Raw genomic sequence first — 20,715 nt, forward strand, 5'->3', positions numbered from 1 at the left:
CTTTTTTCTAACTAGCTAGTTTTAGCTTTTTTCTGCCACGCGTTCAAATACGCGCTTAACGGCAATACCGTAAGTATCACTAGCTTCTTCAGCACAGGTCACTACCGACTCTAGATCATTAAGATGACCATTTGCTAAGCCATAAACCCAACCATGAATTGTTAACTCTTGGCCTTTCGCCCAAGCATCTTGCACAATGTTAGTACGGCACACGTTACGTACTTGTTCGATAACGTTTAGTTCAATTAAGCTATTTAAACGCTCTTGTTCAGGTAATGCATTGAGTTGTTCGATGTGTTTTTCTTTTACATCACCTACATGGCGTAACCAGTTATCAATTAAACCAAAACGTGCTTCGTTTAATACTGCTTGAACACCACCACAGCCATAGTGACCAACGACCATGATGTGCTTCACTTTCAGTACTTCAACAGCGTATTGCATTACCGAAAGACAGTTATGGTCGGTATGCACAACAACATTTGCCACGTTACGGTGAACAAATAGCTCACCCGGTAATAAGTCTACGATTTCGTTTGCAGGTACACGCGAGTCAGAACAACCGATCCACAGATACTCTGGATTTTGCTGCATTGATAGAATTTTGAAAAACTCAGGATCATTTTCACTCGTACGCGCTGCCCAACGTTTATTATTCTCGAATAAATTTTTTAACTTTCTCATTGCGCCTCTTTACGGTATTTAATAATTAGCTTGGATCAAGATATTCCTTGGTGTCAGCTGCTTTTCGCAAAACGTACTAACTGTTACTTGATACCCTTGTTGTTGCAAATATAAAGCACGATCGAGCACCAGCCAAACTTCAATTGCCCTTCTGAACACATGTCGGACGAGTTCAACTCGCTCAGTTACCCTTTTGCGCTTTTTACCTATCTCTAAAAATTTATTGTAATCAATGCCTTCTGGTAAATATAATGATTTTTTCTCAGCTGCCCACAAACAAAATGAGCTAAACGAATCAGAGAAAATCGCTTTGTTCACTGATGGCACACTCACATAGTGCATTTCACCGGTCAATGTTTTACGTAACGCATCAAACCCAAGACGCCATTCAACTTCTGTTTTTCTGACCTTATCAACTCGACTCGGTGCCGTTACCGTTTCTTGCAGCGCCAGTTTTAAATCGCGATGAGTAAGCGCTAGTTGGCTTTGCTTGGCAGGCTCGCTCATTGCTTGGTAGGCGTTATCTGTGAATAAATGATAACAGCATGGTGAAAAACTGATTTGCTGAGTTTTCGCTTTGCTTGCTTGCTGCATAAATGTTTGATGTAAACGACCACAGGCATGTAAAGCCACTGCATGCTGCTGGCTTTTAAAAAAGCCATCAGTGTCATCGGTTAATACATCAGCTTGTGAAAACTGCATCGCCAATTGCTGTTGCTTAGCACTGTGTTGACCTTGGTCGCACAAGTGTTGTTGTAGCTCAATGCTATGTACTCGTGGTGCTCCATTGAATGCCAACATGCGACCTAAATGCCCTTTACCAGCACACCATTCTAAAACAGGCTGGTTTAATGGCTGCTGACTGATCGCCGCGACAAAGTCTTGTAGTTGCTCAAACTTACGGCCTTTAATGCCATTACTTATCCAAAACGGAAATTCATTTCGGGCAGCACTTATCGCTGGCAACTCACACAATTCAGCCAGCTTTTCGATGTGTTCGATTTCATCAGTAAAATAACGATATAAAGCCTGCTGATCGGCATCAAGTTCACTCACTTGTTGGTCATCAAGCGCCCATAATAAGTTGGCTAATTCAGGCCAAGGAAGATCATCAAAATCAAATGCGGTACATTGCCAGTATTGGCGGGTTGAAAATAGCAGTGCATCTAAGGCAGCAAAGTGCTCGGCAAGTGTCATAACTACTTAGCGACAAGAAATAAAAAGCAGTATAACAGATTTATCTTATTTAACGTCGGTTACTACTGATCAAACGAATGTACAATGGCACACATGCAATACTTAGAATGATGGCTAGGATCAGCATCCAAGATAGCTCAAAACCTTCTGTTTGCTGTTGATCATACATAAAGCCATCAAAGGCCTGATCAAACTCATCCTGATCTAAGCCATATAAATCTGCAATCAAGCGCCACTTTGCCATCGACATATTGCCTAAATTAATCCCCGGTGGTTGAATGTAGCTTGCTAACACATGGGCTTCATAGGCCAGCTCTTGTACGCTTTTATGGATGGCATAATGCTGCTTGGTTACATCGATGCTTTCTTCTAAGTGTAATAAGGCATACCGCCACCCTTTTAAGCTGGCACGATAAAAGCGCTCAACAACCTCTGGCTTTTTCGCTAAAAACTGCTCTGAGGTATATAAAATATCGCCATACACATTCAAACCAAACTTTTGCGGGCAAATGAGTCGGTGACCGACTCCTTGTAGTGTCATTGTATAAGGCTCATTGGTGACATACACTTGCACCGCGTCTAAATCACCGGCAAGCCACTCTTTAATACCGCCTTCATGGCTAGCTGCCATCAAGCTTTCTAGGCTCAATCCAGCGCGCTGTAACATCACCAGTAACTCAGCATTTTCTATTGAACCGATTTTACTTAGCTTCTTACCAGCAAAGTCTCTTGGCTGAAAAATATCTGAGTTATTTTTTACCATCCAGCAGTAAGGCGAAAACTGCAATATGGCTCCAAGGGCGACAACCGGAGCGCCTTGCTGACGCTTTTGTAATATTCCTGAGTGAGTAATGGCAAAGTCGGCTTTACCGCTTAGTACTTTAGGGAAGGTATCTGGATGGTTTGGATCAGCAGGAATAATAGAGACATCTAGGCCTGCCTCCTTATAAAAGCCTTTTTCTGCAGCCATATAATAGCCTGCAAATTGAAACTGGTGAGTCCATTTTAACTGTAAGCTAACTTTATCAGCACACTGTGCGCTCATAGAAAGCATTAAACAGATTAACCCTAGTAGGCTTTTTATACCTTGCACGCATCATCCTTGCTTGAAACCGTGCATTAACTATAGGAAAAATAGAGAAAAAAACAAGGCTGCTAATTAGCAGCCTTATTCAGGTTTTATAACTAATTAGCCACTTTCACTGCGCTCAACTCCTGACCTTGGCTGGTTAGGAACTGGGTGAAACATGGGTTGTTTGTTTCATCTTGAACGTTGTATCCCAAACGGTTCAAATGCTCATTGAATACCTCATAATCACTCGGTTCGATAGCAAAGGCCGCCAGCACATTACCAATAGCTCCACCATGGTTACGGTAATGGAATAAAGTAATATTCCAATTACTACCAAGGGTATCTAAGAATCGCGCCAGTGCACCTGGGTATTCAGGAAACTCAAAGCGCAGTAAACGCTCATGAAGCTGAGCTGGCGCTTTACCACCCACCATATAACGAATATGCAATTTAGCCAGCTCGTTATCTGATAGATCGCAAAATGTGTAGTCATTTTCTGTCAGTGCCGCTTTTAACTCATCGAGCTCTTGCTGCCCTTGTCTTAAGGCAATACCAACAAAAATTTGTGCTTCGCCGGGGCCTGCATAACGGTAATTAAACTCGGTGATAGCTCTGCCACCTAATGAGTTACAAAATTGCTTAAAGCTACCCTTTTCTTCTTTAATAGTCACAGCAAGCAGTGCTTCGTTCTTTTCACCGAGAGCCGTTCGCTCTGCAACATAACGTAAGCGGTCAAAGTTTAAGTTTGCACCCGATAAAATCGCAGCTACGTTTAAGCCTTTAACACCATTTTGTTGGCACCACTTTTTAAGGCCCGCTGTTGATAGCGCCCCTGAAGGCTCCGCTATAGCACGAGTCGAAACAAAGATATCTTGCATTGCGGCGCAGATTTCGTCGCCCGTAACAGTGACCACTTCATCACAAAACTTTTGCGCTAAACGAAATGTTTCTGTGCCGATAACTTTTACGGCTACACCATCTGCAAAGCTACCAACACGGTCAAGCTCAACGGGCTTGCCTGCTTCAAGCGCTGCTTTTAGGCAAGCACTCTCATCAGCTTCAACACCAATGACTTTAATATCTGGGCGTAACGACTTAATGTACACCGCCATACCTGCTAGCAAGCCACCACCGCCAACAGGAATAAACACAGCATCAAGGTCGTTCAATTGCTGCATTAATTCACGGGCAACGGTACCTTGGCCAACAATCACATCGGCGTCATCAAACGGTGGCACAAACACCCCGTTACGCTGCTCTGTCAGCTCTAAAGCATGGGCTTTTGCAGCATCAAAATGATGGCCGTGTAATACCACTTCACCACCGAGCGAACGTACTGCATTCACTTTAATTTCTGGAGTTGTGACTGGCATCACAATTGTAGCTTTATGGCCTAAAAATGAAGCACTGAGTGCAACGCCTTGTGCATGGTTACCCGCTGAGGCTGTGATCACATCAGAACCTTTTGGCAACTTGCTCAGTTTATGAAATGCACCACGAAGCTTAAATGAATAAACCGGTTGTTGGTCTTCACGCTTTAACCACACATGGTTGCCTAGCCGTGCACTAAGATCAGCCATTTCGCTGACCTCAGTGACTTTTGCAAGGGGCTCCATGTTCGCTTGGATAATAGCGCGAAAATAATCGAGCTCTTGAGAAACCATAATTAACTAAGCTCCTCAAGTTTTGCTAAATCGCGAACAGCTCCTTTGTCTGCACTGGTTGCAAGTAATGCATAGGCTTTAAGTGCAGATGAAACATAGCGGTCACGATCAAGTGGTTTATAAGCATCTTTACCGCGTGCAAGTTGCTTTTGTTTACGTGCTTCAAGCTCTTCATCTGACAACGCTAGGGTGATTTCACGGGTTGCGATATCAATGATTATTTTATCGCCATTTTCAACATAAGCGATTGCACCACCGCTTGCTGCTTCTGGTGAAACGTGACCAATTGATAAACCTGATGTACCACCCGAGAAACGACCATCGGTGATAAGCGCACACTTTTCACCTAAGCCCATTGATTTTAAGTAACTCGTTGGATACAGCATTTCTTGCATGCCTGGGCCGCCTTTTGGTCCTTCATAACGAATAACAACAACGTCACCCGCTTTCACTTCGCCATTAAGAATACCCTCTACCGAATCATCTTGTGATTCGTATACAACCGCAGGGCCTTCAAAGTGCAGCATTTCTTCAACTACACCGGCACTTTTAACAATACAGCCATCAAGGGCTAAGTTACCTGAAAGTACAGCTAAGCCACCATCTTGACGAAAGGCATTTTCAACACTGCGAATACAGCCGTTTTCACGGTCATTATCAAGTTCTGGCCAGCGGCACTCTTGGCTCATTGCTTTTGTAGTGCGGATACCGGCAGGGCCTGCTTTATAGAATTTTTGCGCTACTTCATTATTAGGATCGGTGGCATCCCATTTAGTCACCATTTCGGCCATAGTGTGACCTGCTACGTGATCAACAGTTAAATCGACAAGGCCAGCCTTACCTAACTCACGGATAATTGCCATCATGCCACCAGCACGGTGCACATCTTCAATATGATATTTATTGGTTGCAGGCGCCACCTTACAAAGGAAAGGAGTTTTACGAGAAAGCTCATCGATGTGCGACATATCAAAATCAACACCCGCTTCTTGCGCTGCAGCTAATAAGTGTAAAACCGTATTTGATGAACCACCCATAGCAATATCAACTACCATTGCATTCATAAAGGCAGTGCGATTAGCAATAGCACGTGGTAATACTGCTGCATTATCTTTTTGATAATACTCACGGCATAAATCAACAATGCGCGCACCCGCTTCAACGTAAAGCTGTTTACGGTCTTTATGCGTAGCAAGTGTGGTACCGTTACCCGGCAGTGCTAAACCAATCGCTTCTAATAAGCAGTTCATTGAGTTGGCAGTAAACATGCCCGAACATGAACCACAAGTAGGACACGCAGAGCGCTCTACTTTTTCTGAGTCTTCATCGCTTACTGTGGTATCAGCGCCTTTTACCATGGCATCCACTAAATCAAGTTTAATGTCGATATCAGCAAGGCGTGTTTTACCCGCTTCCATTGGACCACCTGATACGAAAATAACCGGAATATTTAAACGCAGTGCTGCGAGCATCATCCCAGGGGTGATTTTGTCGCAGTTAGAAATACAGATCATGGCATCAGCACAGTGCGCATTAACCATGTATTCCACTGAGTCAGCAATTAAGTCACGCGATGGTAGTGAATACAGCATGCCGCCGTGACCCATTGCGATACCATCGTCGATCGCAATAGTATTAAATTCTTTTGGTACACCACCGGCTTCGGTGATGGTTTCAGCCATTAGCTCACTAAGTTGGTTAAGGTGAACATGACCCGGTACAAACTGAGTATATGAGTTAACAACAGCGATAATTGGCTTACCGAAGTCTTTATCTGTCATCCCTGTTGCACGCCATAAAGCACGCGCCCCTGCACGTTTGCGACCTTCTGTTGTTGTTGCACTTCTTAATTTAGCCATAATTACCTCAGTTGTTGCAGTGGCATGCCACTGACTTCCTCATTCCTAATTTATTTCTCACTAAAGCATCAATCTGATTGCTCTAGCTACCTGTTGATTTTTACTAGATTGCTTGTTGTTGAAATTGGTTTTCAACATTAACGTGTTTAACATCAACCAATTTATTCAATTGTGATGTTAGTAGATAAATTGGCTTATCGCTGTCTACCGTCATAGTGACGTGAAACGCTTCATCAGCCATTTCTAAATTCATGGTTGTTAGGTCAAAGCCACGATGGCGCGCAACGCGTAAAAAGCGCTCTACAGCGACACTTTGATTCTTTAGCGCAATCGTTAGGGTGTGTTTCATTTTACTGTCTCCGTCATCATTTCATCATTAGCAGCACCGGGTGGTACAAGCGGCCATACATTTTCTTTATCATCTATACAGGCATGCAGAATGTATGGACCTTCACTATTTACTAACGCATCAACTGCAGCATCGACTTCATCTGCTTTAGTGATGGTTTGACCTGGAATGCCAAACACCGCTGCTAACTGCACAAAATCAGGATTATCTGAAAGGTTTGTTTCAGAATAACGACCTTCAAAAAATAGCTGCTGCCATTGACGTACCATGCCTAAGCGCTGGTTATCTAGGATTAGAATTTTAACTGGCAGATTGTTACGGCGAATTGTTGCCAGTTCTTGAATGTTCATCATGATTGAGCCATCACCCGACACTGTGATCACAAAATCATTTGGACGAGCAACTTGAGCGCCGATAGCGGCCGGTAAACCAAAGCCCATGGTACCCGCACCACCACTACTTAAGTGATTACTTGGGTGGCTAAACTTCATGTGTTGTGCCACCCACATTTGGTGCTGACCCACATCACAGCACACAACACCCGTTGATGGCATTTTTTGGCTTAGCTGGTTTAATAAATAAGGGGCAAATACTTTCTCGCCCGGATAGTCATAACGCCATGCATGTTCTTTCATCATGCTTTCGATGTGCGTTAACCACTCATCAGACGTTACAAAACAATCAAGTTGCGGTAATGAGGTTTTTAAATCTGCGACTAATGATGCTTTTGCAGGCTTACGCTTACCAACCTCTGCCGCGTCGATATCAAGGTGTATCACTTTTGCTTTTGCGGCAAACTTGCTTAAATTGCCAGTAACACGGTCGTCAAAACGAGCACCGATACAAACCAAAACATCACACTCTTGCACTGCTAAGTTAGCCGCTTTACCACCATGCATACCTAGCATGCCAAGGTCATATTCATAATCAGGTAAGACGCTGCCTAGCGCTTTTAATGTTGATACTGCTGGCATGTGAGTTTTTTCTAAAAACTGCATAAGCTCGTTTTGTGCATCCGCAGCCTGTACGCCACCACCGATATACGCCACAGGGCGCTGCGCTTCACTTAAGATTTGGTTAGCTATCGCAACTTGGTTTGCGTCTAATTTAGGTAAATGATCTTCGGCGGCTAACCAAGGGTGGAATGGTACTTGCGCCATTTGGATGTCTTTTGGGATATCAACTAATACAGGGCCTGGGCGGCCGCTTTGCGCTAGGTGGATGGCTTCTTGTAGTATTTCGGCTAAGTCTTCAGCTCTTTCAACCATGTAACTATGTTTAGTACATGATAACGACATACCTAACACATCTACTTCTTGAAAGGCATCGGAGCCTATCGCTGCAGTAGGTACTTGCCCTGTGATTGCAAGTAACGGCACTGAATCCATCATCGCATCAGCAAGGGCTGTTATTAAGTTAGTCGCACCTGGGCCTGATGTTGCAAAGCACACACCTAACTTGCCTGTGCTGCGGGCAAAACCTACAGCTGCAAAACCCGCTCCTTGTTCATGACGCGTCAAATAATGTTTGACTGGCGCACCGTACAAAGCGTCGTAAATAGGCATGATGGCACCACCTGGGTATCCAAAAACATCCTTAACGCCATGTTTGGCTAATAAATCGATTGTTAACTCTGCGCCTGTCATCGTAAATCCTCATTCCTCAGTGACATTGTGTATTTGCTGCGACTCAAACCTTAAAACGAAAAAGCCCCCCGGACTGTTAAGTGCGGGGGGCTTTTTAAATGCTTCACTTTTCTCTAAGCACTAACTAGCCCCCGCGGTAATAATAATCACCACGACGTTAATTAGAATTAGAGAAAGTTTGTTTGTAAGCATTTATCTGTAACCAAATTCTGTTCATTTATAGCGGAAATCTAGCCATCCCGCTGTCTTTTTCTATTAGTACCGCGCTGGGGCTTGTAAGTCAACATAAAAATCAATTCAAAAAACAGGCTGAAAAGTAATATTAAAGAAATAAATATTCAACAATTTCACATATAAAGATTTATATTTCATTATTTATTGAAAATTGAAATTTCATACCTCGTTATTTGCCATTATATGATTGATTAATTTTTAGCAATTAGATGTGATTTTTCTGCATAAAGCCGATTTAATTTAACGCCTCAAAGAAAAATTAGTTTAGTATTGAAAAAACCACGTTATGAAAAGGAAAGTTATGAAATTCGTCCAGCGTATAAATGCCCTGTTTTTTATGGTGCTACTGCTTGGTTTTAGCCAATATACACTTGCAGAGCCGGGGTTATGGAAAGTAGAAAAAAACGGCGTTGCTTCTTATTTATTCGGTACCGTGCATGTGGGTGACAACAGCATGAAAGGCTTGCCAAGTAAGGTAACAAAAGCACTCGATAACTCAGATAAAGTCATTGTTGAGGTGGATATCAGCGCCATTTCACCAATGGAAATGCAGCGTCGCTCATTACCATTTATGATGCTGAAAAATGGCAAAACCTTACAATCAGAATTATCACCAGAAAACTATGCAAAACTGCAAAAGTACTTTGCTGATAAATCAATTGATATTGCAATGTTTAAGAATTTAGCACCATGGGCGGTGATGGTCACCATGATGCAAATGGAGTTCCAAAACGTTGGTTTTTCAGATCAATATGGCATCGACAAGCAAGTACTTGCTTACGCTCAAGAACATAAAATATCTATTGGTGAGCTCGAAACTCTTGAACGCCAAATGGAAATGTTTGAGCACTTAGCAATTATGAATGACAAGATGATCGAAGAAACATTCGAGCAACTTGCAGACGTAGATACCTACTTTTTTGGTCTTATCAAGGCTTGGAAATCGGGTGATATGAAAACACTTACGCAGTTTTACAATGAAAGCTTTGATGACTCTCAATATGGTCAACTAAGCGAGCAAGTGATGCTGATAGACCGTAACAACAATTGGGTTAATCAACTATCGACTCGCATCGGTAAAGAAAAGCTGTTCATTGCAGTGGGCGCTTTGCACTTACCAGAGCAACACGGTTTATTGAAGCAATTAACAGATAAAGGTTTTACCATTACCCGTATCTAAATGATTTCAATCGTTTAAAAGCGCCTTATGGCGCTTTTTTTGTGAAATCAGCCATCTCTAAATAGTTGTTGATACCGGCTATTTTGTCACTCGCGTGGTGATTAACATACACCACGGTGCTGGTGCCTGCAGCACAGATTTTTTCTATTAGTAATAACACGCGTTGCCTATTCGCTTCATCTAGGCCTAAGCAAGGTTCATCAAGGATCAATAAATTAGGGTGTTTAACCATAGCCCGAGCAATCAATAATAAACGCTGATCACCAAAAGACAGCTGGCTAAATGAACTACTTTGTTTGTCACTTAACCCTAATAACGCTAACCATTGTTTGGCTATGGCAAGTTGCTTATCGGTGGCTTTTTGGTAAAGACCAATGCTGTCATAAAAGCCCGAAACAACCGTATTGAGTGCGGTGATACTCACTCGATAATCCATATGAAGCGCGTTAGAGATATAACCAATGTGCTGTTTAATTTGCCAAATACTCTCACCGCTTCCGCGTTGGTAGCCAAACACCTTGATATCGTTGTTGTAACACTGCGGGTTATCACCCGTGATAAGGTTCAGCAAACAGGTTTTACCTGAGCCATTTTTACCTGTTAACTGCCAATGTTCGCCTTGGTTAATTTGCCAGTTGAGTTTTTCAAAAATAGCCTCGCCGCCATAACTTACCGATGCGTTGTTTAATCTTACCAGCATAGAATCAGTGAGCGGAGGTGCTTGATGGTCAATATCTGCCTCAGGTATTTGTAACTGAGTATGCGTGAGATGCAATAGCTTGAGTAAATCATCGCGCTGCTCGGGTCTAGGCTTTGCTAATTGCTCTGTGACATGACCCTCTTTAACGTAGGCGTAATGATCAACAAAGTCTGGGATCTCAGTTAAGCGATTGAGCACAAAAATAAGGGTCGTTGTTTTGCTAAGCTCTGCGAGTAGCTGATTAAGCCCAGCCATTGCCGTGACATCTAAGCCATCAAAAGGCTCATCAAGCACAAGTAAATCTGGTCGACCTATTATGGCTTGGATCAGCATCAGTTTGCGGGTTTCACCGGTCGATAAATCGCGAAATGCCTTGCTAAGTTTGTCACTAAAATCAAATAGGCTTATTAACTGCTGTAGCAAATCACTATCAAGCTGTTGCTCGTCTCGACCTGCAATAATTAACTCATAAACCGTACTCGAAGGCGTAACGCCATCAATAATATCATCTTGATCTTTTGTTAGCTCAGCCGCAAGGAGCTGCTTTTGGCTGTCTGGCGAAACCAATGCTATACGCTCAAAGCTATTCTCATACTGGCCTTTTTCTATTTTCGCAAAACCGGCAATGGCAGCTGCCACGGCCGATTTACCCGCCCCATTCGCACCAAGTAAAACCCATTGCTGCAATGGCGATACATTGATATTGAGATCATCTAAATAATAAACGTCATTGCCCAGCCCCTTTAGGCTAGCTTTAACATTAACCAACTGCACTTGTTGCACTTTGAATCCTCATTCTAAGTTACCGTTAGCTTGACGTTACCGTATTCGATAAAAAATTAAAAATCGTTTAAACCTTTTTTGAACACAGCTGCGACTAAGGTATAAAAGGTCATCAACAGGAAACAGACAATGAAAAAATTACTTTGTGTAGCAGCTATAGGCTTAGCACTAACAACAACATACGCAATGGCAAAAGACTCACGTGAACTAAATCACAACTTTGCTGTGAGTGGCGCAAGCCAGCTTGATATTGATTTTCCGGTGGGCAGCTTAGAGGTCGAAAGCTATGACGGTAGCGAAGTCGTCGTTACAGTTCGCATTGAACCAAAAAATGACAATAGCTGGTTCAGCTCTGATGTCGATTTATCAGATATTGAATTAAGCCACTCGCAAAGTGCCAGCTCACTTAGCTTAAAACTAGATAATGACGACATTCAACAAAACTGGCATGTAAAAATGCCTAAATCGATGGCAATTGATGTTGAACTTGGTGTTGGCGATATTGAAATTAACGACGCAAGTAATTCAGTTGAGATTGAGCTTGGTGTGGGCGCGGTAAGAATTGATAGCGCGCTTGATGACTACAAACGTATCGAGCTTGATACCGGTGTGGGCGATACTAAAATTCGCGGCTTAAAAAATGACGGTAACACTAGCCGTAAAGTGGTTAGCTCGCATTCAAGCTATCGTGGCAATGGCCAATACGATATCGAAGTCGAAGTGGGTGTTGGTGACATTAAAGTAACGAACTAATTTAACGCTTTGGTTATCCCTGTGAGCTCTCAGCAAATAAAATGCTGAGAGCTTTTTGCACTGAATCCAGCGTGATCGGTTTATATACGTGCAAGTTTGCTCCAAGCTCATATACTCGTTGCAAATCTTCATTCGATGTATTGGCGGTCACCACCAAAATTGGCACCTGTTGCCCCTGCTCATTACGAATAATATCAATCGCTTTAAAGCCATCCATAACGGGCATATTTAAATCCATAAAAATTAAATCGTAATGCTTATCTGAGGCTTTATCTGTGGCAATTAAACCATTTTCCGCCACATCAAAGCTGTAATTTAAATGGCTAACCATGCGTCCTAAAATGGTGGCGTTTAGCGGGTTATCTTCAACAATTAAACAATGTAATGCTTGCGGCAGCGGCGCTGGCATTGCTGATTTAGGCGTGCTTTCTAGTTCTAAATTAATTAACACTTTCACACCTTGTGGCTCAGCATTAAGAAATTGGATTTCTCCTTTTAATGCTTTAACAATGTGCATAACCCTAAGCAGCCCCGTTTTTAAGCCTTGAAAGTGTTGCTCTGAGTCATTTTCGTAGCTAAGTAAATCTGTCGGCGGCTTTTCAAAGCCTTTACCGTTATCTTGTATTTCCATTACAAAGTGCTGCTCACCTTGGCATGCAGCGGTAACGGCAATACGGCCTTGGCTTGGAGTAAATTTAACGGCATTGTTAATGATTTCAGCAACAATTTGCGTCAACCTTGCATGGTCAGTGCTCACCTCTTTATTGAGTGACTCAGCTAAGTTCACACTCAAGGTAATACCTTTATCGTTACAGGCATATTCATAGGGTGAGATAGCTTGCTTTAATGTTGATAACAAATTGTTGCTAGTGAAACTTAACTGCCATTCTCCCGAGGTTAGCTGCTGTAAGTCCATTAATTCGTCTAGCATAGCCACCAGCCTGTTAACGCAATAAAGCGCCTGCTGTTTAGTCAGTTGCTGACTGTCGCTGATATCAAGCGCTTCGATGGATGCGGTTAAACCTTGCAATGGTGTTCTAAATTCATGACTGGTACGGGCAATAAAGCGCTCTTTATTTTTATTAACACGCTCAGCAAACTCTTTTTGTTCTTTGTACTTAGCAATATTTTTAGTGACCAGTTTCTCCATGGGTTTAAAAATGAAAAATAACTCAATGGCTAATAACACCATGGCGATGAGCCAAAACAATAACTCTAGCACCGCCAAAAATGTGACTTTTTGAACTGATTTTTGCTCGAGTAACTTAACCGCTTGGTCTAGTTTTGTGAGTAGTGCCTCTAGCTGATTACTAACAAATGTTGAGCGGTCCACATAGGCAAAATCATCGGTATTGTTTAATAGCTGCTGCGCTTTACTCACATAACGCTTCACGTGCTCATCTAATGCGGTAGGGGGCGAGAAGTAATGGGCCTCAAGCGCCTCATTTAAATGAATATAGTGACCTTGCTCATCCTGCTGAATTAAAAATTGATGCCCTGCAATAAATTGCTCAACGGCTTGTTCCAGTAGTCTTCGGTGTTGCTGTTGGAAATGATCGGATTCATGGTAAATGAGTGCATTGCCGTACAAGGCTATTTTTTGGGACAGCATGCGTTGCTTACCGGCAATGTTGATAACTTTGGCGTCACCCTTTTGGATATACAAAAGACTCTGTATCAAGATAGCTGATACAGAGATCAATATGGCAATCGCCAATAACCCCCAGCGATATCGTCTTCGGATATCTGTGACTAGCTGCAACATGCTTTACTCATTATTTTTTAAAATAATTGTAGTTCATAGAATACAAGAAAGCCCACTTGAAGTGGGCTTTAAACATGATAGTTAACAGAAATTTATCGATTTTCGAGTCGGTTATAGTCAAATAACCCAAATTCAACGCCGCGATACTCTTTCGCTACACGGTGTAAAATATCGCTGTATTGCCAAAACTGTGGATGTGTTCGGCGAATAGCGAACTCACTTTTCAGATCTCTGTAAGCTGCTTCATCTGTTGCTTTAGCAAGCCCAGCTGCAAAAGCTGCAATTTGCTGGTCATTGTGTAAGTACCAAATGGCTTCTGGGTAATCACCTATGAACCCAGGCACAATCGTCACTGTATCTTCGTCATAAGCTCGTTGCCCTTCTTCATTCAATAAGCTCGAAATATTGTAATGAGCATTATGATGGATCAGGGTATAGGCCCTGTGCTTATCATCGCCATCTTTGACTAACACAAACGAAATTTGCGGTAGCAAGTTCACTGCTTTAACCGGAAGATCGTTAATTTTTGCAAGCGGCTCAGGTACTTTCGTATAGTCGTAACGAGTGCTTAAAATTGGCTTAAGCTTCTCTTTTAGCATATTGAACAACTCTGACTGCGGATCCATTGTTTTGTATTCAATGCCCGTAGGTTGGCTAAATGACAATTCATCTTCAAAGAAGCTCGTTAAGCTAGGTGGCGATTTACGATACCACTGGGCTTTAATTTCTTTGCGCTTAGCTTCTGGTAATAATGCAAGGTAGTTTGCTTCACCTTCTAAGCGTAAAAAGTCCATATACAAACGAGTTAATAACTGATGACCAATGTTGCCATACACATCAAAACCCGCCACCAGCAAGTAATGAATACGTTCAAATAGTGCGTAGTCGAGTATCCAGGCGGTTTTTGGTTGCTGGCCTATCCAGCCTTTTACAACTGTTGCGCTATCAAAGTGGCGGAACACTGTGAGTGCTGCATTTTGGTTATGGCCATCACCCTGCCAAAGTAAATCGGTTGTTAGGTGCTGACCGTTCTCAAACATCTTATTAGCCAGTGCAACTTTGGCTGACAAATATTTGTTTTGCCGTTTTGAATACTTCACCCAACTAGAAATCGGCAAGGCATTGCTTTCTTCTTCAGCTGGTAATGCTAAGGCATCTTCATGTTGTAACAACATTTCACCGACTTTAGGTGTCGCCGCCATTTCAGGCTTCGCAAAACCCACCCAGAACTGGTCGTTAATTACATTTAACGCGATTTGACCACGACAAACCGGCCCTTTAATAAAGCCCATAATAATAAGCTCAGCTTCATCAAGCATAAACTGATAACGTGAGTTGACTGGTATTGCCGCAAAGACCTTAAATGGGTTTGATGCCACTTCTGGCTTATAGCTTGGCAGTTTATCTACTTGATAATCAGCTTCAATAAATTGCGAATGTAAGCGTGCAAGCTTTTCGTCATTTAATGCTAAAGGTAAATGTGTTTTCGCTAAAATAGTCGAACGATCATGCATTAAACGATAGTAAACACGCTCAACCTTAGGGTCTTCATAAGGGCGACGGGTGCTAATGTGTTTGATCTCTTCACCCGGCGGCGTTGAAGAGCGTACCAGCTTGAAGTAGCTATGTTTATCGCCATGCTCTGGGAAGTAAATATGCGCTAAATACCAGTGCTCATAAATATAGCGCGCAGCCAGTTGATGCTTTAAACCATCTTGATTTAAAAATGCTTCCCAACGTTCAACTTGTTTTAGAACGCCTTCTTCAGGAGGCTCAATATGAGCAAGGTAACCGCCTTTTCGGAGCCACTTAGCAAGATGCTGAAACTCTTCACTCGAGATACCCGGTAAACCATAAGGCATACCACTGTGTGGGCTATCTTTAGCAAATGAGTCAAACTCATTCATTGTGGTACATGTTTGCTCACGGTCGAGTGAAAAATCAAACTCATCGCCTAAAATTGCTTGTTTAGGCAGTGGGCTGCTTTGCTTAAGTACTAAGGCATTATAAAGGACACTACCGGCAAGGTTAGCTTCTTCGGTTTGAGCTCGCTCGTTAAGTACTGGGGTAAAGCCTTTTTCACGCCACTGGGCGGTACTTGTCGCATCAAATAACAAGCGACTTGGCTCTTGCGCTAGTAAGCGAGTGCCGTCATAAACACGCTCTTTACTTAAGCCGCGGTCAATACCTTCCACAGAAGATAACTTAAGCTGACACGGTGCATCATAGCAGCCATGACAAACCACACAGCGACTATCAAGTACGGGCTTTACATCACTTAAAAACTCAGCACCTTCAAGTGTTGATGCTGCAACCACGCGCTGTTGTGGTTGTTCTTTACCAAACAGTTCATCGTAATGAGCGGCACCTAAGTATGCACAGCCACTTAATAGAATAAGGCCAAATACGGTGGTGAGGAGTTTTCTCATCCTTCCTCCTCGATATCTTCAACGTCATCACCTAAATCGAAGGTTGGCATCATATCGACTTGCGGCGACACAAAGGTTTGGTCGTTGTCGCAACTAAGCACCGCGCTCAATAGCGGCCCACGAACGAGTGTCAGCTGCGCATCATGCTCACCGTCAATCAATACTTGGTAGTCATCATTTAACGCTTCAAGACGATATTCATTAATGGCAATTGCGACACTGCTATCAACAGCTGGGTTTTGGCAAAGCTGCGCGAGTAACTCTTCGCTTAGCGTTACATGTAATAGTAAATCTGGAGATTCGATATCGCGGCTGTGAAGGTTCTCATCAAAATAAAAAAGAGGAAGGGTTAAATCGCTATTTTGCTCTAATTCCATGTGCTGCTCTCTACATCAAAATGACTTTTAATTGTACGAGTATAGCAAACTATAAGTTCAATAATTAGCGAAACTTATCAGCCGTTAGCAGCTTTTTAGCTGCTAACTAACCGAATTATAAAAACAGTGAACAATGCATCACCAAGGTAGCGTTTCGCCGTTTGAATGCCAAAACCCACCTGTGTTGCTAAGGTTTAATTCGTCAATCCGCTTGATGAGCCGCTCTGCGGCAGTTTCAGGGCTGATATCGCCGGCATAATTAACCATTTGCGTTTGTACAAAGCCCGGATGAAATAACCCTACGGCAATTTTTTTATCTTTTAGTTCATGGGCTAAACTAACACTGGCGGCATTAAGCGCCGCTTTTGACATACGATAACCAATGTAACCACCCGAGCCATTATCAGCAATTGAGCCCATGCGCGATGTGATCATCGCTACTTTGGCATCAATGCCTAAGCTTTGCTGTAATGCATGAGTAATACGAATAGGTGCAATACTGTTCACGCTGATTTGTTTTTCGATGGCAACAAAGTCCATATCAGCTAATGTTTCATTATGAAAAATGCCGGCGTTGTTAACCAAAATATCAATCTTGTCGCCGTGTAAGTAATTGGCAAGTGTTGCAACATCATCGGCGTTAGATACATCAATGTCGCTAATAATTTTCACATCGAGTGCTTGAAGCTCCTCACTTGGCGTGCGAACCACTGCGGTAACACGGTAACCTTGGGCTGAATACTGTTTACAAAAATTAAGACCAATACCTTTATTGGCCCCCGTAACCACCACATGCTTAGTCATTAATCTGCTCCTTAATTAGCTTTTTATACCAAACCACCTCAAGGTGCGAGTTTGTGCATTTTGAGGAGGCTTAGATATATATACCTTGGGACAGATTGGCAAAAACCAAGGGCTTAAGTTAATTCATCAATGGTTGATTTAAGTATAGAAAATACGGCCCCTTGTGGATCGGTAATCACACTAAAGCGCCCAACATCTGGAATATCTGTTGCTGGCACACAAATAGCGCCATTAAGCTGCGTTGCTTTAGCGACTGCCTGATCGCAATCTGCTACCGCAAAATACGGCATCCAGTGGGGTGGAATATCATCGGGCCATTCATTGGTCATTTCAAGCATGCCTGCAATCGGTTGCTCATCGATGGTAAATAAGGTGTAGTCCATGCCCTCCATTGGTTTCACCTCAAACTGCCACCCGAATAACTGACAATAAAAGTCGCGACTTTTTTGCATGTCTTTCGACACAAGCTCAAACCAGTAAGGCAGGTTAAGCTCTTGTACTCGTTTTGCCCCGATATGCTCACCGGCTTGCCATAAGGCAAATGTTGCACCGCCTGGTTCTTGAAGCATCACCATGCGACCTGCCGTCATAACATCATGTGGCCCTGCCAATACAGTTGCACCTAGTGATTTTGCCAGCTCTGTGCTTTGGTCAACATCATCAACAGCAATATATAATAACCAATGGGTTGGCATCTCGCTCATACTTGCTGGCAGTTGATACATAGCGGCAATATCATCACCTTGCTTTTGCAGCATGGTGTAATACATATCTTCGCCTATTGGCTGGTCGTCAAAACCCCAGTCAAAAAGTTGCGTATAAAATTGCTTTGCAGCTTGCCAGTCTTTCGCGCATAACTCGGCCCAGCAGAAAGTACCTGCAGGGTGTTTTGTATTTATTTTTGTCATGGCTGTTCCTCCTTCATTAACGGTAATCAACAAGCTGCTTTTTTGCCAATTATTTTTAAAATTTATTTAATTCACGTTTAGAAAAATTAAATAATCATAATCAATAACTTAGGTTTAAACCCTGCTAAAACAGAGAATTGCAGTTATGACATTATATTGATTGTCACAACAAACACATGTATAAATGCGAACAATTTTTAATAACAATTGTATAGCGATTTAACTATGACAATGAAATTTGCGCTTCCTTTTTTACTTACTCCTATCGCTGCGTTTGCAAATCAGGCCCAAGATATTGAACGTATTACCGTTTCTACAACTCGTAGTACGGCACCAGTTAGTACTGTACCTGCAACTATCAGCGTTATTACTAGTGAAGACATTGCTGAGCAACTTGCTCATACTCAAGATCTATCGCAAATTTTAGGTAATTTATTACCGAGCTTTTCACCAAGTCGTCAAAAAATGACCAGTGCAGGTGAAACACTCCGTGGCCGTGAGCCGCTATACATGATTGATGGTGTTCCTCAGTCAAACCCGCTTCGTAACGGTTCTCGTGATGGGAATACGATTGACCCTGCAATGATCGAACGCATCGAAGTGATCAGTGGCGCAAATGCAATTCAAGGCATGGGCGCAAGTGGCGGTATTATTAATATCATCACAAAATCAGCTGGCGATTTTAATCACCAAATGAGCGCGGGGTTTAGCACTCCAACAGACGGTGGCAGCGACAGCCAAAGCTATAAAGCCAGCTACTTATTCAGCCAACAACTAGATGATATTAGCTTCATTGGTGGTGTATCGGCTCGTAGTACGGGAATGTATCGCGATGGTAACGGTGACTTTGTTGGTTTAGATGGCACACAAGGTGACACGCAAGATTCAACCAGTCTAGACTTATTTTTAAAAGTGAAATATCAGCTTGATAACGAGCAAAGCATTCAAGCAATGCTGAATCACTACAAAATTGAAGGTAATGGTGACTTTGTAGCTGTAAATGGTGATCCAGCAACAGGCCTTGCAACCTCTGCTGAAAAAGGCGATGTAGAAGGCGACACGCCACGTAACCGTGTAACAACCTTTACCCTAGATTATAACCACAGCAATGTGGCTGGCGGTAACCTTGCTATTCAATTGTTTACGCAAGATTTTGCAGCCATGTATGGTGGTGGCACATTTGCTACGTTCCAAGATCCAGCCTATGGTGAGACTATTTTCGATCAGTCTCAAAATAAATCACAAAAGTTTGGTAGCCGCGTTACTTACAATAAAGATAACCTGTTAAACAGCCAGTTTGATATTGCGACCGGTATTGATTTACTTTCTGACGAAACATACCAAGAGCTTGCGCAAACAGGTCGCCATTGGGTGCCAAAAACCAAGTTTAATAACATCGCGCCATTCGCTCAACTACGTTATGACGGCTTAGAGGATTGGACGTTCAATGCCGGTGTTCGTTACGAGTACGGCAAATTAAAAGTGGATGATTTTACTACCCTAGCATCTTACAACAGCAGCTTTGTAGAAGGCGGTGAGCCAAGCTTTAACGAATTATTAGAGAACTTAGGTGTTGTTTATCAAGTAACTGATGAACTTCGTCTATATGCAAGCTACAGCGAAGGCTTTAGCATGGCTGATGTTGGTCGTGTGCTGCGTGGCATTAATCAAGCAGGTTTATCGGTTGAGAGTTTCTTAAACCTAGAGCCAGTTATTTCTGATAACCGCGAATTAGGTTTTGAATTTGCCAACGATAGCTTCAATATTAAAGCCAGCTACTTTGAGTCTGACTCAGACTTAGGTTCACGTTTACAAGCTGATGCTGATGGTATTTACAGCGTGCAACGTGAGCGTACTGAGATCTCAGGTTTTGAAGCAAATGCTCAATATTACCTAACTAACAGCACAACATTTGGTGCAAGTTACGCTGATACAGAAGGTCAATATGATGGTGATGGCGACAATAAAGTAGAGAGCGATTTAGGCGGCAGCAATATTTCACCTACACGTTTAAACCTTTACTGGCAGCAACAGTGGCCAGCAAACCTATCTAGCCGCGTACAAGCTAACAAAGTATTTGACCGCGACTTTAATACTGGTGAAGAGTTTGACGGCTACACAACCGTTGATTTATCGGTGCAATATCAAAGTGCTGAGTACGGTGCATTTAGCCTAGGTATCGATAACCTGCTAGATAAGTATTACATCACTTACTACGGTCAAACACGCCCAGCTGCAACACGCTATTTTGCGGGCACAGGTCGTACCGTAAACCTAAATTGGAACTATGCATTTTAGGTTTAAGCTAAGT

At 42.7% G+C, this 20,715-nt stretch carries 16 protein-coding genes; 3 read left to right on the plus strand and 13 right to left on the minus strand.

Translation table 11 applies throughout. The features are described 5' to 3' along the window. Nucleotides 1–21: 21 nt before the first annotated feature. The 7 genes from can to ilvG form a co-directional block, all read right to left on the minus strand. Nucleotides 22–684 carry a carbonate dehydratase gene (gene can, locus J8Z28_RS15820; RefSeq protein ID WP_054561164.1) on the minus strand — a complete coding sequence of 221 codons (663 nt, stop codon included), beginning with the start codon at nt 682–684 and terminating at the stop codon, nt 22–24. Nucleotides 685–702: 18 nt separating this feature from the next. Further along, a complete protein-coding gene (locus J8Z28_RS15825) occupies nt 703–1,881 on the minus strand; it encodes a methyltransferase (RefSeq protein WP_062566578.1) in 1,179 nt (392 codons plus the stop codon). 49 nt (nt 1,882–1,930) lie between these two features. Then, nucleotides 1,931–2,935, minus strand: coding sequence for an ABC transporter substrate-binding protein (locus J8Z28_RS15830; RefSeq protein WP_208855499.1), 1,005 nt, complete (start codon nt 2,933–2,935; stop codon nt 1,931–1,933). Nucleotides 2,936–3,066: 131 nt separating this feature from the next. Next, nucleotides 3,067–4,617, minus strand: a complete 1,551-nt coding sequence (gene ilvA / locus J8Z28_RS15835; protein WP_062566579.1) for a threonine ammonia-lyase, biosynthetic — start codon at nt 4,615–4,617, stop codon at nt 3,067–3,069. 2 nt (nt 4,618–4,619) lie between these two features. Then, nucleotides 4,620–6,476: a dihydroxy-acid dehydratase gene (gene ilvD / locus J8Z28_RS15840; protein WP_062566580.1), complete on the minus strand. Its 1,857-nt coding sequence runs from the start codon at nt 6,474–6,476 to the stop codon at nt 4,620–4,622. Between the two features lie 103 nt (nt 6,477–6,579). After that, nucleotides 6,580–6,825 (minus strand): acetolactate synthase 2 small subunit, encoded by a 246-nt coding sequence (ilvM, locus tag J8Z28_RS15845; RefSeq protein ID WP_054554110.1) that lies wholly within the window; start codon nt 6,823–6,825, stop codon nt 6,580–6,582. Next, nucleotides 6,822–8,471 carry an acetolactate synthase 2 catalytic subunit gene (gene ilvG / locus J8Z28_RS15850; RefSeq protein WP_062566581.1) on the minus strand — a complete coding sequence of 550 codons (1,650 nt, stop codon included), beginning with the start codon at nt 8,469–8,471 and terminating at the stop codon, nt 6,822–6,824. Before ilvG ends, ilvM begins: the two co-directional genes overlap by 4 nt. A gap of 535 nt (nt 8,472–9,006) precedes the next feature. Here ilvG and J8Z28_RS15855 point away from each other — a divergent pair. Next, on the plus strand, nt 9,007–9,885 hold the full coding sequence (locus J8Z28_RS15855; RefSeq protein ID WP_062566582.1) for a TraB/GumN family protein: 879 nt from the start codon (nt 9,007–9,009) through the stop codon (nt 9,883–9,885). A gap of 25 nt (nt 9,886–9,910) precedes the next feature. Here J8Z28_RS15855 and modF read toward each other — a convergent pair whose 3' ends face one another. Then, nucleotides 9,911–11,368 (minus strand): molybdate ABC transporter ATP-binding protein ModF, encoded by a 1,458-nt coding sequence (gene modF, locus J8Z28_RS15860; RefSeq protein WP_062566583.1) that lies wholly within the window; start codon nt 11,366–11,368, stop codon nt 9,911–9,913. Nucleotides 11,369–11,497: 129 nt separating this feature from the next. Here modF and J8Z28_RS15865 point away from each other — a divergent pair, with 129 nt between their 5' ends. Next, nucleotides 11,498–12,121 (plus strand): toast rack family protein, encoded by a 624-nt coding sequence (locus J8Z28_RS15865; RefSeq protein WP_062566584.1) that lies wholly within the window; start codon nt 11,498–11,500, stop codon nt 12,119–12,121. A gap of 13 nt (nt 12,122–12,134) precedes the next feature. On the opposite strand, the gene J8Z28_RS15870 is transcribed toward J8Z28_RS15865, so the two are convergent. The 5 genes from J8Z28_RS15870 to J8Z28_RS15890 form a co-directional block, all read right to left on the minus strand. After that, nucleotides 12,135–13,886, minus strand: a complete 1,752-nt coding sequence (locus tag J8Z28_RS15870) for a response regulator (protein ID WP_082710976.1) — start codon at nt 13,884–13,886, stop codon at nt 12,135–12,137. 92 nt (nt 13,887–13,978) lie between these two features. After that, entirely contained in the window at nt 13,979–16,315 is a 2,337-nt protein-coding gene (locus J8Z28_RS15875; RefSeq protein ID WP_062566586.1) for a fatty acid cis/trans isomerase, read from the minus strand. After that, nucleotides 16,312–16,692 (minus strand): hypothetical protein, encoded by a 381-nt coding sequence (locus tag J8Z28_RS15880; protein ID WP_062566587.1) that lies wholly within the window; start codon nt 16,690–16,692, stop codon nt 16,312–16,314. Before J8Z28_RS15880 ends, J8Z28_RS15875 begins: the two co-directional genes overlap by 4 nt. 138 nt (nt 16,693–16,830) lie before the next feature. Continuing rightward, nucleotides 16,831–17,496: an SDR family oxidoreductase gene (locus J8Z28_RS15885; protein ID WP_062566588.1), complete on the minus strand. Its 666-nt coding sequence runs from the start codon at nt 17,494–17,496 to the stop codon at nt 16,831–16,833. A 113-nt stretch (nt 17,497–17,609) separates the two neighbouring features. Then, the gene (locus J8Z28_RS15890; RefSeq protein WP_062566589.1) at nt 17,610–18,404 is read right to left on the minus strand and encodes a VOC family protein; all 795 of its coding nucleotides are present in this window, start codon (nt 18,402–18,404) and stop codon (nt 17,610–17,612) included. Nucleotides 18,405–18,629: 225 nt separating this feature from the next. On the opposite strand from J8Z28_RS15890, the gene J8Z28_RS15895 reads away from it, so the two are divergent. After that, on the plus strand, nt 18,630–20,702 hold the full coding sequence (locus J8Z28_RS15895) for a TonB-dependent receptor (RefSeq protein WP_244269413.1): 2,073 nt from the start codon (nt 18,630–18,632) through the stop codon (nt 20,700–20,702). Nucleotides 20,703–20,715: the final 13 nt, after the last annotated feature.

The organism is Pseudoalteromonas sp. SCSIO 43088 (genome assembly GCF_023650795.1).
Classification (GTDB): domain Bacteria; phylum Pseudomonadota; class Gammaproteobacteria; order Enterobacterales; family Alteromonadaceae; genus Pseudoalteromonas; species Pseudoalteromonas shioyasakiensis.